18 protein-coding genes are annotated in these 18109 nt (G+C 61.1%); 12 read left to right on the top strand and 6 right to left on the bottom strand.

Features of this window, described 5'->3' with window-relative positions; all coding sequences use genetic code 11:
* Positions 1-118: 118 nt before the first annotated feature.
* From ASD01_RS29820 to ASD01_RS29810, 3 genes are all read right to left on the bottom strand, one after another.
* Positions 119-1006 (bottom strand): alpha/beta fold hydrolase, encoded by an 888-nt coding sequence (locus tag ASD01_RS29820; RefSeq protein WP_034804166.1) that lies wholly within the window; start codon positions 1004-1006, stop codon positions 119-121.
* 160 nt (positions 1007-1166) lie between these two features.
* Positions 1167-1697 carry a BA14K family protein gene (locus ASD01_RS29815; RefSeq protein WP_060644858.1) on the bottom strand — a complete coding sequence of 177 codons (531 nt, stop codon included), beginning with the start codon at positions 1695-1697 and terminating at the stop codon, positions 1167-1169.
* 109 nt (positions 1698-1806) lie between these two features.
* Entirely contained in the window at positions 1807-3873 is a 2067-nt protein-coding gene (locus ASD01_RS29810; RefSeq protein WP_034804164.1) for a lytic transglycosylase domain-containing protein, read from the bottom strand.
* A 293-nt stretch (positions 3874-4166) separates the two neighbouring features.
* Here ASD01_RS29810 and dapA point away from each other — a divergent pair, with 293 nt between their 5' ends.
* Positions 4167-5051, top strand: a complete 885-nt coding sequence (dapA, locus tag ASD01_RS29805; RefSeq protein ID WP_034804162.1) for a 4-hydroxy-tetrahydrodipicolinate synthase — start codon at positions 4167-4169, stop codon at positions 5049-5051.
* Entirely contained in the window at positions 5051-5530 is a 480-nt protein-coding gene (smpB, locus tag ASD01_RS29800) for an SsrA-binding protein SmpB (protein WP_034804150.1), read from the top strand. Before dapA ends, smpB begins: the two co-directional genes overlap by 1 nt.
* A 192-nt stretch (positions 5531-5722) precedes the next feature.
* Here the strand turns inward: smpB and ASD01_RS29795 are convergent, their stop codons facing one another.
* Positions 5723-6304, bottom strand: a complete 582-nt coding sequence (locus ASD01_RS29795) for a LabA-like NYN domain-containing protein (RefSeq protein WP_034804147.1) — start codon at positions 6302-6304, stop codon at positions 5723-5725.
* A 464-nt stretch (positions 6305-6768) separates the two neighbouring features.
* Here ASD01_RS29795 and rpoZ point away from each other — a divergent pair, with 464 nt between their 5' ends.
* From rpoZ to era, 8 genes are all read left to right on the top strand, one after another.
* Entirely contained in the window at positions 6769-7176 is a 408-nt protein-coding gene (gene rpoZ / locus ASD01_RS29790; RefSeq protein ID WP_034804144.1) for a DNA-directed RNA polymerase subunit omega, read from the top strand.
* Positions 7177-7389: 213 nt separating this feature from the next.
* Positions 7390-9624 (top strand): RelA/SpoT family protein, encoded by a 2235-nt coding sequence (locus ASD01_RS29785; protein WP_034804141.1) that lies wholly within the window; start codon positions 7390-7392, stop codon positions 9622-9624.
* 165 nt (positions 9625-9789) lie between these two features.
* The gene (locus tag ASD01_RS35055) at positions 9790-9939 is read left to right on the top strand and encodes a DUF3563 family protein (RefSeq protein WP_064816984.1); all 150 of its coding nucleotides are present in this window, start codon (positions 9790-9792) and stop codon (positions 9937-9939) included.
* A 187-nt stretch (positions 9940-10126) separates the two neighbouring features.
* Positions 10127-10681 carry a DUF2062 domain-containing protein gene (locus ASD01_RS29780; RefSeq protein ID WP_034804125.1) on the top strand — a complete coding sequence of 185 codons (555 nt, stop codon included), beginning with the start codon at positions 10127-10129 and terminating at the stop codon, positions 10679-10681.
* Positions 10678-11097 carry a holo-ACP synthase gene (gene acpS, locus ASD01_RS29775; protein ID WP_034804122.1) on the top strand — a complete coding sequence of 140 codons (420 nt, stop codon included), beginning with the start codon at positions 10678-10680 and terminating at the stop codon, positions 11095-11097. Before ASD01_RS29780 ends, acpS begins: the two co-directional genes overlap by 4 nt.
* A gap of 159 nt (positions 11098-11256) precedes the next feature.
* Positions 11257-12000 carry a signal peptidase I gene (gene lepB, locus ASD01_RS29770; protein WP_034804110.1) on the top strand — a complete coding sequence of 248 codons (744 nt, stop codon included), beginning with the start codon at positions 11257-11259 and terminating at the stop codon, positions 11998-12000.
* Entirely contained in the window at positions 12000-12716 is a 717-nt protein-coding gene (gene rnc, locus ASD01_RS29765) for a ribonuclease III (protein ID WP_090294803.1), read from the top strand. Before lepB ends, rnc begins: the two co-directional genes overlap by 1 nt.
* Before the next feature lie 8 nt (positions 12717-12724).
* Positions 12725-13654 carry a GTPase Era gene (era, locus tag ASD01_RS29760; RefSeq protein WP_034804323.1) on the top strand — a complete coding sequence of 310 codons (930 nt, stop codon included), beginning with the start codon at positions 12725-12727 and terminating at the stop codon, positions 13652-13654.
* Between the two features lie 75 nt (positions 13655-13729).
* Here era and arsC read toward each other — a convergent pair whose 3' ends face one another.
* The gene (gene arsC, locus ASD01_RS29755; RefSeq protein ID WP_034804105.1) at positions 13730-14158 is read right to left on the bottom strand and encodes an arsenate reductase (glutaredoxin); all 429 of its coding nucleotides are present in this window, start codon (positions 14156-14158) and stop codon (positions 13730-13732) included.
* Between the two features lie 102 nt (positions 14159-14260).
* On the bottom strand, positions 14261-15250 hold the full coding sequence (locus ASD01_RS29750; RefSeq protein ID WP_034804103.1) for a glycerophosphodiester phosphodiesterase family protein: 990 nt from the start codon (positions 15248-15250) through the stop codon (positions 14261-14263).
* Positions 15251-15428: 178 nt separating this feature from the next.
* On the opposite strand from ASD01_RS29750, the gene ASD01_RS29745 reads away from it, so the two are divergent.
* Together ASD01_RS29745 and ASD01_RS29740 are read left to right on the top strand one after the other, a co-directional pair.
* On the top strand, positions 15429-16427 hold the full coding sequence (locus tag ASD01_RS29745) for a glutathione S-transferase family protein (RefSeq protein ID WP_034804100.1): 999 nt from the start codon (positions 15429-15431) through the stop codon (positions 16425-16427).
* 316 nt (positions 16428-16743) lie between these two features.
* Positions 16744-18051 carry an SAM-dependent methyltransferase gene (locus tag ASD01_RS29740; RefSeq protein ID WP_051659668.1) on the top strand — a complete coding sequence of 436 codons (1308 nt, stop codon included), beginning with the start codon at positions 16744-16746 and terminating at the stop codon, positions 18049-18051.
* The last annotated feature ends 58 nt before the right edge of the window (positions 18052-18109 follow it).

The raw sequence follows: 18109 nt of genomic DNA, 5'->3' as shown, positions 1-18109 counted from the left end.
GGCTTTCGAGCCGGGTTTTTTCGTTTTGGTATGGCACCATGAATTTTGGTCCTGCACTTGCATCATCGTGCTTGAGGAGATCAGGGAGTAAAGACCGCGTCGGCGCGGCTTCCTTGGGTCAGCGCGAGCGCGCGAGGTCGTTTAGAAATGCGGTGATGGCGTCGCGTGGACCGTCCAGATGAAGCAGCGGCGCATGGCCCTGGCCAGGCGCGATGAAGGCGGTCATCGCATTATGTCGTCGGCGCATTTCGCGCACTGTCGTCTCTGAAAGAAGCCGCGAATGCTCGCCCCTGACGATCATCAGGGAGACTTGGCTCATGGCGTCAAAGGGTGTCCACAGATCGGGCAATGGTGTTTCGCGTGTCAATCCGCGCAGGGACTGCGCGATTGCTGGATCGAAATCGGGAACCGGGATGCCGTCCTCGTCGCGAAAAATCGCTTTGGCCATGTCCGACCAGTCGCCGTCGCTTAAGACTGGAAAGTCGCCGCCGTGCAGTGTCCTCAGGTAGCCGGGTGCCTTCGCCCAGCTTGGCGAAGCGGCGCTGGAGTTGAGGTAATCCCGGATCGCAAGCAGACCTTCAATTTCGATCACAGGCCCGATATCGTTGAGCACTGCGGCTGCAATCAACGAAGGGGCGCGATCGACGAGGTTGTGGAGGATCAGGCCACCTCGCGATGTGCCGATAAAGATTGCTTTTTCGACCGCAAAGTGAGCGCAGGCCGTTATCACATCGGTCGTTTCGACGGCCACCGTGTAGTGGCTCTTATCGGCGTCGCGTTCCGAGTTGCCGCGCCCCCGATAATCCAGTGCGATGACGGGAATGCCCCGTGACGTCGAAAGAAAGCTTGCGAGTTCGTGAAAGTCCCGGCTGTTGCGGGTGAGGCCTGGCAGGCAAATGATCGGTGTTGCCGCGGATGGCGAAGGGGGAGGGCCGTAGCTTCTTGCGTAGAGCAGCAGCCCATCGGAACTACGGAAGTTATGCTCGTGGAATATGCCTTGGCCCATGCTGCTCCCTCTCGGACAGCTAAAATCTATCCGTTTGAAGGTGAGGGGCAAGTTGTTCGGGCCGACATAGCTGTTCGGCGGCCCGAGCGTGGCTGGCGATATCCAACAGATGTGACTTTTCCCCTTGCGTTGGCAGCGTTCTGCTCAACAACTTTTTAGCTCAATAGGGCGAGCTACATTGGCGTCGCGGGCCGCCATAGGGCTGATAGCTGTTGTCCCAGGCCCTATAGGAACGATAGCGCGCATAGCACCAACGCTGGTGTGCATTGCCGCTGACGGCTCTTGGTCCGTTGTAGTATCTCGGGTTGTTGTAATATCGCGGTTGGCTCAACAGACCGCCGATGATCGCGCCTGCGGCCAGTCCGCCGATCACCGCCCCGACGTCGTTGTCGTCGTGGTCATAGTGGCGGCGATATCGATCCCGATAGTACCTGTCGCGGTAATACCCGCTGCGATTATAGTCGCGGTAGTCGCGATCCCGATAATAGCCATGTCGCCCGCGAAGTTCGCAATAGGGAACGGCGCAACTGGATCGGCTCTTGCGTTCTTCGCCGCGCTCGTAGGAGAATTGAACCTGTTGGACATTGGTCGTCGCGGAGACGATTGGCGGAGCGCTCGGGAACGCGCCGGCGGGCGGCACGCTGCTCAAGGCGCTCGCCAGCGAAAGGGCGACGATTGTCAAGGTCTTCATAACGTTCACCATTTCCTTCGGAAAAGTCTGGCTTTAGAAAGGAAATGGTTGAAGGCGCGGTTTGTGCCGTTGACGCTGATCACAATTATTTGATCGCGGCTGAGGCCGGCTATTGCCGTCCCATTCTCAGGTCTTCGACGATATCGGCTTTTTGCCCGAGCCTCGATTTGTAGACCTGATAGTTCTCCATCACCCGTTGGACATAGTTGCGCGTTTCCTGAAACGGAATGCGTTCGATCCAATCGACGACTTCGTCGATCGGCTTGCCGCGCGGGTCGCCGTAGCGGTCGAGCCATTCCGGAACGCGGCGCGGGCCGGCATTGTAGGCGATAAAGGTGAGGATGTAGGAGCCGCCGAAACTGCTGATCTGTTCGCCGAGATAGTGGGCGCCGAGCGTGGCGTTGTAGCCGGCGTCGCTCGTCAGCCGGTCCTGCGAGTAGGCAAGGCCGTAGCGGCTAGCGACGCCCTTGGCCGTTCCCGGCATCAACTGCAACAGACCGCGGGCGTTGGCGGTGGAGATGGCGCCCGGGTTGAAGGCGCTTTCCTGGCGCGCGATCGCATAGGCGAGTGCCTTGCCGGACCCGTCGATATTGGCGCTTGACGGGATCACGCCCACGGGAAACGCAAGCGCTGCAACATCGATTCCGCGGCCAAAGGCAATCTTGCCGACCTGGAGCGAGAGCTGGTGATTGCCGGTTTTTTCCGCTCGGGCGGAAAGCAGCGCCAGTTCGCCGGGGCTCGTCAGTTCGTCGGCAAGCGCCCGGTAGATGCTGTCGGCGCGCCAGGTGTGGCCTGTGCCTTCAAGCCGAGTGATGGCGCGCACCGCTTCGCGGTTTTCGAACCGTGATCGGTCCTCTGCCGTCGGGGCGGGGTAGGCGACGTTCAGCGTCTTGCGACCCAGCCGGGCGGCTGCGAGTTGCCCGTAGAATGTTCCGGGGTAGCGGGCTGCGTTTGCGAAATATTCGTTGGCGTCACCCGGTCCGCCGGCCTCGGCCGAGCGCCCAAGCCAGTACCAAGCGCGCGAAGCGGAGAGGGGACGGCTCGACACTTCCAGAATGCGGCGGAAGTGACGCGCTGCGGTCGCCGGGTCCTCCATGCCGCGCAGGGCATACCACCCGGCATGAAACTCGGCGTCGATAATATCGGTCGCCTCGGTCGCGAGATGGCCGGCGGCGATCCGATAGGCGCCTCGAAAATCGCCGCTGTCGAGCAGCCCGCGGCTGACGACGCGTTGCTCGACCCACCATTCGCCAGGGTTGACCAGGGCGCCCTTGTCCTTGGGCATGCGCGCAAGGAGCTTCGCTGCTTCCTCGTATTTCTTCTGTTTGCGCAGGTACTCGATCTGAATGAAGAGATAGGCTGCGTCCTTGCGCCAGGCGGGATCGACCGCTGCGATGAGGGCCGGCGCCTTGTCGCTGCCACGGCTGACCGCCGCCCAGGCGCGATAAAGCGATTGAGCTTTTCCAAGGTCGCCGAACCGTTCGGCCTGCTCGGCGCGGTTGCGATAGAGAAGCAGCACCATGCGGCGCTGATGATTGTCTGTGGTCAAGAGGCCGGAAAACTCGTCAAGGATCTTGGTCTCGATGTCCTTGTCGAGCGTGTCGCGTTGCCAGATCGCACGCAGGTTCTTGGCGGCTATGTCGGCTTTTCCGGTGGCGACGAGAGCACGCGCAAGAATGAGGGAGCCTTCCGTCGTTTCCGGCTGCGTGTTGCCGAAGGCGGCGAGTACATCGGCTGCCGGCGGGTTCTCTCGATAGAGCGCTCGCTCGGAGTTGGCGCGCAGCGATTTCAGCCCCGGCCATCCCTGCAATTCCCGTTGGGCATCGGCGATTTCAAAGGAAGGTACGCCCCGCTGGCCGGAAACGGCGATCGCCCAGGTCAATATGTGCCGGTCGAGCGTGCCTTCGGTCATCGCGTCGCGTACGGCAATCGCTGCGGCCGGCTGCTTGTTGGACAGAGCATCGAGCCCCGTCTTGAGATCGCTGCTGACGGGTCCGGCAGCCGTCGCTATGGCATTCGTGGTTTCGCTCGCGGCAATGGGGGCCGCCTTGTCCAAGAGCGCGGGCTTGCGTGTCGGAACCGGTATGCGGTCAAGGGTTTCTGCGTTGCCCGTTGGCGCTGCCAGAAGCACCGCGCCGATGATGGCGGCGACAGGCAGATATATTGACCCGCGCATCAAGAACCCCGTGTTCCCCGTGTCCAACATTCATCCGCCGCCAGATTGCCCGATGACAAGACGGGCGGCCAGTATCGATCGTAACAATTGCGCCAAACCCGCTCTCGCCCTGGTTGGGCGGTCGTGATTATGCAGGCCAAACATCAAGCTTTTGCATGAAAACCGGCGTGAAATGCCGTGTTACAACGCTTGCCGCAGCCACCTCACATGATTATGGTGCGGCAGTTTTTTAACCGTCGATTACGGCCAAAGCATGAGTGCAGACTTCGCTTTTACGCCGTCAGGAGTTGTGCATGTTCAAGGGTTCCATTCCCGCTCTCGTAACACCGTTCACCGCCACCGGCGCGGTGGATGCGGATGGTTTCGTCGCGCATGTGGAATGGCAGATAAAAGAAGGCAGCCATGGCTTGGTGCCCGTTGGCACCACCGGCGAGTCTCCGACCCTTTCACATGATGAGCACAAGAAGGTGGTCGAGCTCTGCATCGAAGCGGCTGCCAAGCGCGTGCCTGTTATCGCCGGCGCCGGCTCCAACAACACGACGGAAGCGATCGAGCTTGCACAGCACGCCGAAAAGGCTGGCGCGGATGCGATCCTCGTGGTTACGCCCTACTACAACAAGCCGACGCAGAAGGGCCTCTTCGCGCACTATGCCGCGATCGCCGAGAGCGTGAAGCTGCCGATCGTCATCTACAACATCCCCGGCCGCTCGGTCGTGGATATGAGTGTCGAGACCATGGCGGCGCTCAGCAAGGCTTACGCCAACATCATCGGCGTCAAGGATGCCACCGGCAAGATCGAGCGCGTCTCCGAGCAGCGCATGGCCTGTGGTCCGGAGTTCGTCCAGCTTTCGGGCGAAGACGCAACCGCGCTCGGCTTCAACGCCCATGGCGGCGTTGGTTGCATTTCGGTCACGGCAAACGTTGCGCCACGCCTTTGCGCCGAGTTCCAGCAAGCGACGCTTGCCGGCGATTATGCCAAGGCGCTTGCCTATCAGGACAAGTTGATGCCGTTGCACAAGGCGATCTTCATGGAGCCGGGTCTCTGCGGCGCCAAGTATGCGTTGAACCGCCTCGGCCGTATGAGCCGCACCGTGCGCTCGCCGCTGTTGCCGACGCTCGAGCCGGCAACCGAGTCTGCGATCGATGCAGCACTCAGACATGCAGGATTGACGAACTGATGGCACCCAAAGGAAGCCAGCGCACGGTCAACAAGGTTGTGGCGGAAAACCGTAAGGCCCGCTTCAACTACGAGATCGTCGACACCTACGAGGCCGGTCTGGTTTTGACCGGCACCGAGGTCAAGTCGTTGCGCGAAGGCAAGGCCAACATTGCCGAATCCTATGCGACGGACGAGGGCGGCGAGATCTGGCTGATCAACTCCTATCTGCCGGAATATCTGCAGGCGAACCGTTTCAATCATGAAACGCGGCGGCGGCGGAAACTGCTCCTGTCGAAGCGCGAGGTCAACCGGTTGCAGGGCGCCGTCAACCGCGAAGGCATGTCGCTGATCCCGCTGAAGATCTACTTCAACGATCGCGGCCGCGCCAAGTTGGAGCTGGCGCTCGGCAAGGGCAAGAAGCTGCACGACAAGCGGGAGAGCTCGAAAGAACGCGACTGGAACCGGCAGAAAAGCCGCCTGCTGAAGGACCGCGGCTAAGAAAAATCGCTTTGCGTTGCATCCGACAAAGACGGCCGATGCAACGCAGCTGTCGGCCACGGCGCGCTGAAAGCCCTGCCTGCAATTCTTGATATTTATTGAGAGAACTCAACGATCGACGCCGTTGACGCGGAGTGGTTCAAGCGGCGCTCGCGCAATCGCGATCACGCGCCTTGCGTTCGAATGAACGCCTCAGATCTCGACCGGATCGGCCACCGGCTCGGTGTTGTGTCGCGGGGTACGTTCGGACGGTTCGCGGCCGATTTCGGCACGCAGCGTCGCAAGATCGATAAAGTGGTCGGCCTGGCGGCGCAGGTCGTCGGCAATCATGGGCGGCTGCGTCGACATGGTCGAAACGACAGAAACCTTGCGCCCCCTGCGCTGCAGGGCTTCAACCAGCGTGGTGAAATCGCCATCGCCGGAGAAGATGACGAGGTGATCGACGGTTTCGGACTGTTCCATGGCATCGATCGCCAGTTCGATATCCATATTGCCCTTGATCTTGCGGCGGCCGAGCGAGTCGGTGAATTCCTTGGCCGGCTTCGTCACGACCTTGTAACCGTTATAGTCTAGCCAATCGATGAGCGGGCGGATTGAAGAGTATTCCTGATCCTCGATGAGGGCCGTGTAGTAGTAGGCGCGCAGCAGATAGCCGCGCTTCTGGAATGCTTTCAGGAGCTTACGATAGTCGATGTCGAAGCCGAGGCTTTTCGATGCCGCATAAAGATTCGCGCCGTCGATAAAGAGTGCGATTTTTTCGCGGGGGTCGAACATCGTCTTTCCTTTTTCAATCGCGGCGCATCAAAGGCCGCCTGCCGGCGGGTGCGCAAAAGTAAGTCGATTACATTAATAATTGCTGATATGGCAAATAATGTAGCTTATGTATTGCATTATTCCAGCCGCGCGCTCGCGAATATAGCTAGTTTTAGCAGTTGCTATAGATCGTCCACATCTCTGGGTCGCTTTTTCCATCAGGGGCTTTATTTATGGCCAGAAAATACAACCGTAATGTGTGAGCGACGTCTCCAACTCATTCGCATCTCATTTTATCACGAAGTGTGACGTTACGTGAGCGTCCCTTGAAGGAAAAACTTGAACTTGCCTTGTTTTGATTGTATCCGGGCGCTTAATTCCAGAAATCGGACCCGATGAGGCGCCGTCAGGCGACTGCTCCGGTTTCGTGTTGTCAATCCGTGCAGCGGCGATGCCGCCGCGCTTCGAGCCCAAAAGGACAGGCAATGGCCCGCGTCACCGTCGAAGATTGCATCGACAAGGTCGATAACCGTTTCGAACTCGTTCTGCTTGCCAGCCACCGCGCGCGCCTGATTTCTCAGGGCGCCGCCATCACCATCGATCGCGACAACGACAAAAACCCCGTCGTCGCGCTCCGCGAGATTGCAGACGAGACCCTGTCTCCCGGCGACCTCAAGGAAGACCTGATCCACTCGCTGCAGAAGCATGTCGAAGTGGACGAGCCCGAGCCCGATCCGGCTTCGCTGCTTCAGACCGATGCCGAGACGACGTTTACCGAAGTCGCCGAAGACGAAGATCAGCCGGAAGCCATCACCTTCGACCGCATGTCGGAAGAAGAGCTGCTTGCCGGTATCGAAGGTCTGGTGCCGCCGGAAAAGAGCGACGACTACTGAGATCCGTCGCGGAACGCCCGTTCCCACGTGTTTTCAAAGCAGTGCGCCACTCGTATGATTGGCGCACTTTTTTATTGATTTCTTCTAGAGCGAGAAAAGGAAACTGTTTGCGGTTTTCCGCCCGCATCCCGCTCTAAATTAGGAGAACGATCACGTTTATGATTTTAGGTCGATGGGACCTGAAATCATCATGATCTAGAGGATCGCCAGCGAATGATGCGCCAATACGAGCTCGTTGAGCGCGTGCAGAAGTACAAGCCCGACGTCAATGAAGCCTTGCTCAACAAGGCTTACGTCTATGCGATGCAGAAGCATGGCCAGCAGAAGCGGGCAAGCGGCGATCCCTACATATCCCATCCTCTGGAGGTGGCGGCGATCCTGACCGAGATGCGTCTCGACGAGTCGACCATCGCCGTTGCTCTTCTGCACGACACGATCGAGGACACGACGGCCACACGGCAGGAAATCGACGATCTCTTCGGCGAGGATATCGGCGCGCTCGTCGAAGGACTGACGAAGATCAAGAAGCTCGATCTCGTCACCAAGAAGGCCAAGCAGGCGGAGAACCTGCGCAAGCTGCTGCTCGCCATTTCGGACGATGTGCGGGTTTTGCTTGTGAAGCTCGCCGACCGGCTGCACAACATGCGCACGCTCGACCACATGTCGGCGGAAAAGCGCGCCCGCATCTCCGAAGAGACCATGGATATCTACGCGCCGCTCGCCGGCCGCATGGGTATGCAAGACATGCGTGAGGAGCTCGAAAACCTCTCGTTCCGCCATATCAATCCCGAGGCCTTCGAAACGGTCACCCGGCGACTGGAGGAATTGTCCGAGCGCAACGAGGGCCTGATCAAGAAGATCGAGGACGAGCTTCGCGAGCTGCTTCAGGCCGAGGGCCTGAAGGCAGCGCAGGTGAAGGGTCGGCAGAAGAAGCCCTATTCGGTCTTCCGCAAGATGCAGTCGAAGTCGCTGTCCTTCGAGCAGCTGTCCGACGTCTGGGGCTTCCGCATCATCGTCGACGATATCCCGTCCTGCTACCGGGCGCTCGGCATCGTCCATACGCGCTGGCGCGTCGTCCCGGGCCGCTTCAAGGATTACATCTCGACACCGAAGCAGAACGACTACCAGTCGATCCACACCACCATCGTCGGCCCTTCCCGCCAGCGCATCGAGCTACAGATCCGCACCCGACGCATGAACGACATCGCCGAATACGGTATCGCGGCGCACTCGCTCTACAAGGACAGGGAGGGCAAGGAGGGTGCGTCGGCAGATGCGGCCCTGTCGCCGACGTCGAACGCCTATTCCTGGCTCCGGCGCACGATCGAATCGCTCGCGGAAGGCGACAACCCGGAAGAGTTCCTGGAGCACACCAAGCTCGAACTTTTCCAGGATCAGGTATTCTGCTTCACGCCCAAGGGCCAGTTGATCGCACTGCCGCGCGGCGCGACGCCAATCGACTTTGCCTATGCCGTTCACACAAATATTGGCGACACCTGCGTCGGCGCCAAGATCAACGGCCGTATCATGCCGCTGGTCACCCGCCTCAATAATGGCGACGAAGTGGAGATCATCCGCTCGGGCATCCAGGTGCCGCCGCCGGCCTGGGAAGAAATCGTCGTTACCGGCAAGGCGCGCTCGGCGATCCGCCGCGCGACGCGTGCGGCCATCCGCAAGCAATATGCCGGCCTCGGCTATCGCATTCTTGAGCGCACCTTCGAGCGCGCCGGCAAGAGCTTTTCGCGCGAGGCGCTGAAGCCGGCGCTGCATCGGCTCGGTCAGAAGGAAGTCGAGGACGCCATCGCCTCCGTTGGCCGTGGCGAGCTTTCCTCGCTCGACGTGCTGCGTGCGGTCTTCCCGGATCATCAGGACGAGCGGGTCACGGTGAAGCCCAGTGCCGACGACGGCTGGTTCAATATGCGCAGTGCCGCCGGCATGGTGTTCAAGTTGCCGGGCCGCGGCAAGGATGCCAACGGTGTCGCCCAGGTCGAGGGGCCGGAGGCCCTGCCGATCCGCGGTCTCTCGGGCAATGCCGAGGTTCATTTCAGCCCGGCCGGGGCCATCCCGGGCGACCGCATCGTCGGCATCATGGAGAAGGACAAGGGGATCACCATCTACCCGATCCAGTCGCCGATCCTGCAGAAGTTCGATGACGAGCCGGAGCGCTGGATCGACGTGCGCTGGGATCTGGACGAGGCCAACAGCAGCCGCTTCATCGCCCGCATCGCGATCAGCGCCCTGAACGAGCCGGGGACGCTGGCCGAGGTGGCTCAGGCGATCGCCACCAGCGACGTCAACATCCGGACTTTGTCGATGGGGCGCGTGGCTGCGGACTTCAGCGAACTGCAGTTCGACCTCGAAGTCTGGGACCTGCGCCAGCTCAACCACCTGATCACGCAGCTCAAGGAATTGCCGAGCGTGTCCATGGTGAAGCGCCTGTTCGAATGAGCCGACTGGCCGCGCCTTGCGCAAATGCCTGCAAAACAGGCAGCCTGCGCGGGGCGAAATGGCAAGCCATGCCATCAGCGCATGGCTGCCGCTATTTCCTGTGTCTGGTGGAACAGGGACCTCTAAACTATCTTCTCGGTCGGGAGGTAAACAAAGAGGTTTGCCATGTTTAGTCAGTTGAAGAAGATCACCCGCGCTCTGCGCGTCCCCACTCAGGAAGAGCGCGAGCTCGCCTATCTCAATAACTCGGTCGACCGTATCGACCTCGAGTACCGCCAGCGCCAGATCGATCGCGGCCTGTTCCGTAACTACTAAGCCCGCTGCGTCCCGTCTTCTGGCGGGATGCCGAGCCATGCGTTCGGTGGATGGCTCGCCTGCGACATGCGCGCGGCGCCTGTGCGGGTTGCAAGCGACAGGCAGGACGCCTATCTTGCGGCCAGAAAACAGGCGGACGCGCGGTCTTGTGCCGGCTGACGGCTTCAAGACGCGGTCATGACGGCATATGTTATTCAGGCGCAGAAAACCGGTTACGATTTCCGAAAGGCTGCGGTCCCTCGTTTGGCCGCGCAAGGGTTTTGCACGCGGCCTGCGTTATGTGACGCTGCGTGTGTTGCGCCTTTCATCGACACCGCATTCGATTGCCGTCGGCGTGGCGGCGGGTGCCGCTTCGTCCTTCACGCCGTTTTTCGGTCTGCACATCCTTATAGCGGTTGCGCTCGCTTTCCTGTTCTCGGGCAATCTCGTGGCGGCGGCGATCACGACCGCGCTCGCCAATCCCGTCACGATCCCGATGATCCTGACGGCGTCCTACGAACTCGGGACGGCAATCCTCGGCGTCGAGAGCGCACACGCTGCGAGCTCGGCCGACGTCATGCGCATGGTCGAGCACCTCGACCTTCCGGCCCTTTGGGGTCCGGTGTTCAAGCCGATGCTGGTCGGCTCATTGCCGCTCGCGGCAGGCGGCGCCGTCCTTTCCTATATTGCGGCCTACCAGGCGGCCCGGCTCTTCCAAAAGCGCCGCCGGGCACGCACCAAAGAGCTCGGATCCTCTTCATGATCATAGGCATAGGCAGCGATCTGATCGATATCAGGCGGATCGAAAACTCGCTTTCCCGCTTCGGCGAGCGCTTCGTTCAGCGCTGTTTCACCGAAATCGAGATCGCCAAGTCCGAAGGGCGGAAGAACCGCGCGGCATCCTACGCCAAGCGCTTCGCCGCCAAGGAAGCCTGTTCCAAGGCGCTCGGCACAGGCCTCGCGCAGGGCGTCTTCTGGAAGGACATGGGGGTCATCAATTTGCCGGGCGGCAAGCCGACAATGAACCTGACCGGCGGTGCCGCCGCGCGTCTGGAGCAGATGTTGCCGCCGCATCATCGCGCCGCCATTCATCTGACGATTACCGATGATTTTCCACTGGCCCAGGCCTTCGTGATTATCGAGGCGCTGCCCGTTGCCCCGATTGAGGGAACGGTTTAGAGCATTCCGCTGGAAAAACCGGCCCTGACCGATTGAAGGGGCGGCGGTTTGCAGCATATGAGACCGGGATTGCGCGCAGTCCAAAGCCGGACCGAGAGTACGGACAAAAGTTGAGAGCAGGCCCGCGCGGGCGTTGCGATGATAAAGGAACACAGTAGCGTGGCAGAAAAGACAGAAGCGAAGCAGAGCGGCCTCTGGGAGAACGTGAAGGTCGTCATCCAGGCATTGCTCCTGGCCTTGGTCATCCGTACGGTTCTCTTTCAGCCCTTCACCATTCCGTCCGGCTCGATGATGCCGACGCTGCTGGTTGGCGACTACATCTTCGTCAACAAGTTCGCCTACGGCTTCTCCAAGTACTCGCTGCCGCTTTCGCCCGATCTGTTCTCCGGCCGCATCTTCGCAAGTGAGCCGAAGCGCGGCGATATCGTCGTCTTTCGCTTCCCGCCGAACCCGGATATCGACTACATCAAGCGCCTCGTCGGCCTGCCGGGCGACCGCATCCAGGTGCGCAACAGCACCCTCTACATCAACGACAAGCCGGTCGAGCGCACGCCGGATGGCGGCTTCCGCGCCGACGACCAGTACGACACCGGCGGCGACGTTCCGGTTTTCCGCGAAACGATGGACAATGGCGTCTCCTATGACACGCTTGACCAGTTCCCGGATGCGCGCGGCGACAATACCCGCGAATTCATCGTGCCCGCCGGCCATTACTTCATGATGGGCGACAACCGCGACAACTCGGCTGACAGCCGCTTCGACGTCGGCTTCGTGCCTGCCGAAAACCTCGTCGGCCGCGCCAGCATGATCTTCTTCTCGCTCGGTCACGACACCTCGTTCCGCGAAGTGTGGAAGTGGCCGACGAACCTGCGCTACGACCGTCTGTTCAAGGCGGTCGAATGATGAAGTCGCGGTCGCTGGGCGCGGAGGATCGGGTAAAGCTTGAGGCCGTGATCGGTTATCAGTTCACGGAGAAGGAGCGCCTTGATCGGGCGCTCACCCATTCCAGCGCGCGAAGCGCCAAGGGTTCCAACTATCAGCGCCTCGAATTCCTGGGTGACCGGGTGCTCGGGCTTTGCGTGGCGGAGCTTCTGTTCCAGACCTTTCGCGATGCCAATGAGGGCGAGCTTTCGGTCCGACTAAACCAGCTCGTCAGCGCCGAAAGCTGCGCCAAGGTCGCCGACGACCTGGAGTTGCACCAATTCATCCGCACAGGCTCGGACGTCAAGAAGATAACCGGCAAGGCGATGATGAATGTGCGGGCGGATGTGGTAGAGTCGCTGATCGCCGCCATCTATCTCGACGGCGGTCTCGAAGCTGCCCGCGGCTTCGTGCTGCGCCATTGGAAAGATCGCGCGGTGCGTGCCGATGGGGCGCGCCGCGATGCAAAGACCGAATTGCAGGAATGGGCGCATGCCAAGTTCGGCATCGCGCCGGCCTACCGGACGGATGAGCGCTCCGGCCCCGACCACGACCCCCGCTTCACGGTAACCGTCGAAGTTACGGGTGTCGCGCCGGAGACCGGAACGGACAGATCCAAGCGCGGAGCCGAGCAGGTGGCCGCGACGAAATTGTTGGAACGCGAAGGCGTGTGGCGGAAGAGTTCCGCCGGAAATTGACGGAAAACATGACGGACATGGAAAAAGATACGGCCGCCGAAGGCGCGCCGACCCACTCGGGCTTCGTGGCGATGATCGGAGCGACCAACGCAGGCAAGTCGACCCTGGTCAACCGCCTCGTCGGTGCCAAGGTTTCGATCGTCAGCCACAAGGTGCAGACGACGCGCGCGATCGTGCGTGGCATTGCCATTCATGACAACGCCCAGATCGTTTTCATGGACACGCCCGGCATCTTCAAGCCGCGCCGCCGGCTCGACCGCGCCATGGTCACGACCGCCTGGGGCGGCGCCAAGGATGCGGACGTGATCATGTTCCTGATCGACAGCGAACGCGGCCTGAAGGGTGATGCGGAAGCGATCCTCGAGGGGCTGAAGGAAGTGCACCAGCCGAAGATCCTGGTGCTGAACAAGATCGACCAGGTGCGTCCCGAAGACCTCTTGAAGCTGGCGGCTGCCGCCAACGAGACGATCAAGTTCGAGCGCACCTTCATGATCTCGGCGCTGAACGGCTCGGGCTGCACGGATCTGATGGATTACCTGGCTGAGACGCTGCCGGAAGGCCCCTGGTACTATCCGGAAGACCAGATCTCCGATCTGCCGATGCGCCAGCTTGCCGCTGAAATCACCCGCGAAAAGCTCTTCTTGCGGCTGCACCAGGAACTTCCCTATGCCTCGCATGTCGAAACCGAGAAGTGGGAAGAGCGCAAGGACGGCTCGGTGCGCATCGAGCAGGTGATCTATGTCGAGCGCGAGAGCCAGAAGAAGATCGCGCTTGGCAAGGGCGGCGATGCGATCAAGGCGATCTCGACCGCATCGCGCAAGGAGATCTCCGAGATCCTTGAGCAGCCGGTGCACCTGTTCCTGTTCGTCAAGGTACGCGAAAACTGGGGCGACGACCCCGAGCGCTTCCGCGAAATGGGTCTGGAATTTCCGCGATAAGGCCGCACGCACACCGTTTGGTGTGATGTTTTACGGCACCCGTTGAAACGGGTGCCGTATCAAACGCAGGCGGCCTCAGGCGCCCGCTATCAGCTTTCCTTTTGCATCGAGAACCGGTTCGCCGTCCTCCTTCGAGAACGGGCCCTTGTGCGTGTCCGGCAGGATGTCGAGCACCCGTTCGGATGGACGGCAGAGCCGCGTTCCGATCGGCGTCACCACGAAGGGGCGGTTGATGAGGATCGGGTGGGCCATCATTGCGTCGATCAGCCGTTCGTCGCTGACCGTGGGCTCGCCAAGCCCGAGTTCCGCATAGGGCGTGCCTTTCTCGCGGAGTGCGTCCCGCACCGTCAGGCCGGCATCGGCAATCATCTTTTCCAGCGCCTGCCGCGACGGCGGGGCCTGCAGATACTCGATCACCGTCGGCTCGATACCGGCGTTGCGGATCATCGCCAGCGTGTTGCGCGAGGTGCCGCAGGCGGGGTTGTGGTAGATCGTGACGTTCATACGCTTGCCTTCCGCGGTGTTGAGACCGCCGTTGCGGCCAGCTTCGACGGTTGCTCAAAGCCATAGGGTCGAAGCTTGCCGCAGGCAAGTCGGCCGCCTGTGTCAGTTCGTACCGGCGTCAGCGACCTGCCGCTTTGCGAGCGCCGGGCCGATCATCTCGATCCGGTTGGTCCAGATGTAGCCGGAGAACCCTGGCGGCACCATTTCCAGATCCTGCATCGTGTCGATGCCGGTGGTGAAATCGCCGCCGCCATAGGGACCGAGCAGGATGATCTCGCTCCCGGCCGCCTTCATCCGTGCAGCGAAACGGTCGGGCCAGCCCCAGAGAAGCGGCGCATAATTGCCGGGCACGATCACAAACGTGTTCTTGCACGCGTCCGGCATCAGGCCGCTCCAGCCGTAGCCGAGATAACGGGTCAGGCACGCCATCGTCGACGTCCGGTCGTAGCCTCGCATCCCTTGCAGGCGTTTCAGCGTCTCGCGGGTCGGCTCCTCGCCGCCATAGACGCCGAACACGGCCTCCCGCCATTGCGGTTGCGCGTCGACACGCGTTGCGAGTTCAGCGCCTTCCTCGGCGCGCCGGCTCTTGAAGTTGATCAGGAACTTGCGGTCGGGCAGGGCGGCCAGCACCTCCTCGAGCGTCGGCATCTGGCCGACGCCCTTGCCGCGGAACGGGAAGGTCTTGCCTCCGTCCGCCGTGTAGCCATAGCCGATGTCGAGAGACTTCAGCGCCGTCATCGGCGTTTCCTCGGTGACGCCCTTGGCCTCGGTCCGGCAATCGAGCGTCCAGTCGTGGAAGACGGCGAACTGTCTGTCGGGCGTCAGATGCACGTCGAGTTCGACGACATCTGCGCCGGCGTCGAAGGCGGCCTGCATCGAGGCGATCGTGTTTTCGAGATAGGGATGCTCCGGCGTCCTGATGATCGTTGCCGTACACGTGTCCCTGCCGACGTTGTCCTTCGGATAGGTTTGATGCATGCCCCGGTGGGCAAGCAGTTTTGCGGTGCCCGCCGGCGGCGCGACGAACAACGATGTGTTCAGCAACCACACGACCGCGACAAACAGCACGAAAATGGCAAGCGCTTTCTTCATCCTGATTCTCCTCTGGGAATCGGGATTGCCCGACATTGTGGCGCGACGATGTTGTTTTGCACGTATCGCGTGCGTGCGTGTCGCGGATTGCGAACAATGTGTCACCCGCGCGCGCGGTTGACCGTGGTCCGGGCCCCGTGAGAGGTAGCCGTCCAGACTTGCGATCCAGGAGAAAGAGATGCCGCAGCTCGTCGAGGGAAAATGGGTCAAGGGCGACGTTGCGGCGAGCGAGATGAAGGGCGGCGCGTTCCATCGCGAGCCGACGCGGTTTCATCGCTGGATCACGCCCGATGGCAGGCCGGGCCCGGAAGGGCAGGAGGCCTTGCCAGCCGAGGCCGGGCGCTTCCGCCTGTTCGTTTCCTATCTCTGCCCTTGGGCCTCGCGTACGATCGCCTTCCGCAATCTCAAGGGCTTGCAGGACATTGTCGGCTTGACCGTTTCCAATCCGGAACTGGGCGAAGATGGCTGGGTCTATGACGAGCCTGTCGATGCCGGCGCGCGCGTCGGCAAGATCCGCTTCCATCACGAGCTCTATGTGGCGAGCGATCCGACCTACACCGGTAAGGTCTCTGTTCCCGTGCTCTGGGACATGCGCGAAGGGCGGATCGTCAACAACGAGTCCGCCGATATCATCCGCATCTTGAACTCGGCCTTCGATGGGCTCACCGGCAACCGGCTCGACTTCTACCCCGAGGCGTTGCGTGCCGAGATCGACCGTTGGAACGGCCCGATTTACGAGCGTGTCAACAACGGCGTCTATCGATCCGGCTTCGCCAAGACCCAGGGCGCCTATGACGAGGCGGTGGCAAGCCTCTTTGGCATGCTCGACGAACTGGAGGCCCACCTTGCGGACAATCGTTACCTCGCCGGCGAGCACCTGACCGAGGCCGACATCCGCCTCTTCGTCACCCTCGTTCGCTTCGACGCGGCCTATCACGGGGCGTTCAAATGCAACATCCGCCGGATCGAGGATTATCCGGCGCTGTCGAATTACCTCCGCGAGATCTACCAGTGGCCAGGTATCCGCGAGAGCGTACGCATCGACCATATCAAGCGCGGCTACTATGGCATCGTCCACATCAACCCGACGCGCATCGTTCCGGCAGGCCCGCTGCTCGATTTTGACCGGCCCCATGACCGCGCGCGTCTACCCGGTCTAGGCGTCGCTGAAATCTAGGTTTGTTTCTCAGCATTTGCTAAGGAAACAAATTTATGAGGGGCCATAAAGAACCCATTGTCAATCGATCGAAGCTTCCTACCTTATTTTGAGTTCTGATGGATAGGAGCCCGATGGCGGCTGCCTGACGAATTCGCGGCGATGTGCCCGCCGGATACCCGTGAGGCTACGCCCGTGCCGGTTCTCGCCGCTTCCGGACGCGCTGGCGCCTGTTCCCGATGCGCCCCGCGCAACCACTCCTGAAGCCCCGAAAGAGCCGACCCTTCGCATCTCTCATGCACCAGGACACGTTCGGTAGCTCTGGTAGGGGTGGGATATGAATGCAGCATTGTTGACATTGCTTCGCCGTCTGGTGCGCAACGGTAACCTGACGGTTGTATTTTCTTCCGGTGAAAAAGTGATCCTGGGTGACGGCAGCGGAAAGCCGGCATCAATCCGCATCATCGATGCGGAGGCGGAGGCGGCGATCGTTCGTGATCCCGGTCTTCGTTTCGGTGAAATGTATATGGACGGGCGTGTCGTCATCGAGAAGGGCGACATCTTTGATGTGCTCTCGATCGTCAAGGAAAACGGCATCGAGAACGCGGCCAATGCCACCAACACGATGACCGGCCTGTGGCATGTGTTGCGTCAGCAATTGCTGAGCCGAATCCCGGTCAATCGTAACCGGCACAACGTCGCCCATCACTACGACCTTGATCGCAAGCTTTTCGACCTGTTCCTCGACGAGGACTGGCAATATTCCTGCGCCTATTTTCAACCGCAGGGCATATCGCTCGATGCCGCGCAGCTCGCCAAAAAACGGCATATCGCGGCAAAGCTCCTGCTGGAGCCGGGCCAGAAGGTGCTGGAGGTCGGCTCCGGCTGGGGCGGCATGGCCATGTATCTGGCCGAATCCTCGGGCGTTGAGGTCACCGGCATCACGCTCAGCGAAGAGCAGCTGAAGGTCTCGCGGGATCGTGCCGCCAGGCGTGGGCTCTCCGATCGGGTCCGCTTCGAACTGCAGGACTACCGCACTTTGCAGGGCCGGCAGTTCGACCGCATCGTCTCGGTCGGCATGTTCGAGCATGTCGGCATCGGCAACTACGGCAACTTTTTCGACAAGATGAACGCGCTGTTGAAGCCCGACGGCGTCATGCTGCTACATTCGATCGGCCAGATCTACAAGCCCTGGGCCACCAACCCGTGGATCGAGAAGTACATCTTCCCCGGCGGCTATATCCCGGCGATTTCGGAGGTCCTGCCTTCCGTCGAGCGCACGCGGCTGCTGGTGAAGGATGTCGAAATCCTGCCGATGCACTATGCCTGGACGTTGAAAGCCTGGCGCGAGCGTTTCGTCGCCCGGCGCGAAGAGGCGATCAAGCTCTATGACGAGCGGTTCTTCCGCATGTGGGAGTTCTATCTGGCTGCGTCTGAGACGGCCTTCCTCTACGACAAGCACTTCATCTTCCAGCTGCAGATCTCACCGTCTCTCGGTGCCGTCCCGGCCTCGCGCGGCTATATCGAGGAGAGGGAGCGGCAATTGATCGAGTTCGAAAAGCGCCGGCCGCCGCTCGAGCCAGTCAACACCTGGGACGTCGTGCCCGAGCAGGAGCATGTCGAGCCTGCCGCCATGGCGTGCTGAACCATCGGCCGTCCCGCCTGAAAGCGGGGCGGTCGATCCATCTTCTGTGGAGTTCCGG

The organism is Ensifer sp. Root423 (assembly GCF_001426275.1).
Lineage (GTDB): Bacteria > Pseudomonadota > Alphaproteobacteria > Rhizobiales > Rhizobiaceae > Ensifer > Ensifer adhaerens.
The sequence above is the reverse complement of the archived record's forward strand: the minus strand, read 5'-3'. Positions and strand labels throughout refer to the sequence as shown.

Coding starts and splice junctions, on each gene's coding strand:
- ASD01_RS29820 (WP_034804166.1), bottom strand. CDS start 1,006: ATGGGCCAAGGCATATTCCACGAGCATAACTTCCGTAGTTCCGATGGG.
- ASD01_RS29815 (WP_060644858.1), bottom strand. CDS start 1,697: ATGAAGACCTTGACAATCGTCGCCCTTTCGCTGGCGAGCGCCTTGAGC.
- ASD01_RS29810 (WP_034804164.1), bottom strand. CDS start 3,873: ATGCGCGGGTCAATATATCTGCCTGTCGCCGCCATCATCGGCGCGGTG.
- dapA (WP_034804162.1), top strand. CDS start 4,167: ATGTTCAAGGGTTCCATTCCCGCTCTCGTAACACCGTTCACCGCCACC.
- smpB (WP_034804150.1), top strand. CDS start 5,051: ATGGCACCCAAAGGAAGCCAGCGCACGGTCAACAAGGTTGTGGCGGAA.
- ASD01_RS29795 (WP_034804147.1), bottom strand. CDS start 6,304: ATGTTCGACCCCCGCGAAAAAATCGCACTCTTTATCGACGGCGCGAAT.
- rpoZ (WP_034804144.1), top strand. CDS start 6,769: ATGGCCCGCGTCACCGTCGAAGATTGCATCGACAAGGTCGATAACCGT.
- ASD01_RS29785 (WP_034804141.1), top strand. CDS start 7,390: ATGATGCGCCAATACGAGCTCGTTGAGCGCGTGCAGAAGTACAAGCCC.
- ASD01_RS35055 (WP_064816984.1), top strand. CDS start 9,790: ATGTTTAGTCAGTTGAAGAAGATCACCCGCGCTCTGCGCGTCCCCACT.
- ASD01_RS29780 (WP_034804125.1), top strand. CDS start 10,127: ATGTTATTCAGGCGCAGAAAACCGGTTACGATTTCCGAAAGGCTGCGG.
- acpS (WP_034804122.1), top strand. CDS start 10,678: ATGATCATAGGCATAGGCAGCGATCTGATCGATATCAGGCGGATCGAA.
- rnc (WP_090294803.1), top strand. CDS start 12,000: ATGAAGTCGCGGTCGCTGGGCGCGGAGGATCGGGTAAAGCTTGAGGCC.
- era (WP_034804323.1), top strand. CDS start 12,725: ATGACGGACATGGAAAAAGATACGGCCGCCGAAGGCGCGCCGACCCAC.
- arsC (WP_034804105.1), bottom strand. CDS start 14,158: ATGAACGTCACGATCTACCACAACCCCGCCTGCGGCACCTCGCGCAAC.
- ASD01_RS29750 (WP_034804103.1), bottom strand. CDS start 15,250: ATGAAGAAAGCGCTTGCCATTTTCGTGCTGTTTGTCGCGGTCGTGTGG.
- ASD01_RS29745 (WP_034804100.1), top strand. CDS start 15,429: ATGCCGCAGCTCGTCGAGGGAAAATGGGTCAAGGGCGACGTTGCGGCG.
- ASD01_RS29740 (WP_051659668.1), top strand. CDS start 16,744: ATGAATGCAGCATTGTTGACATTGCTTCGCCGTCTGGTGCGCAACGGT.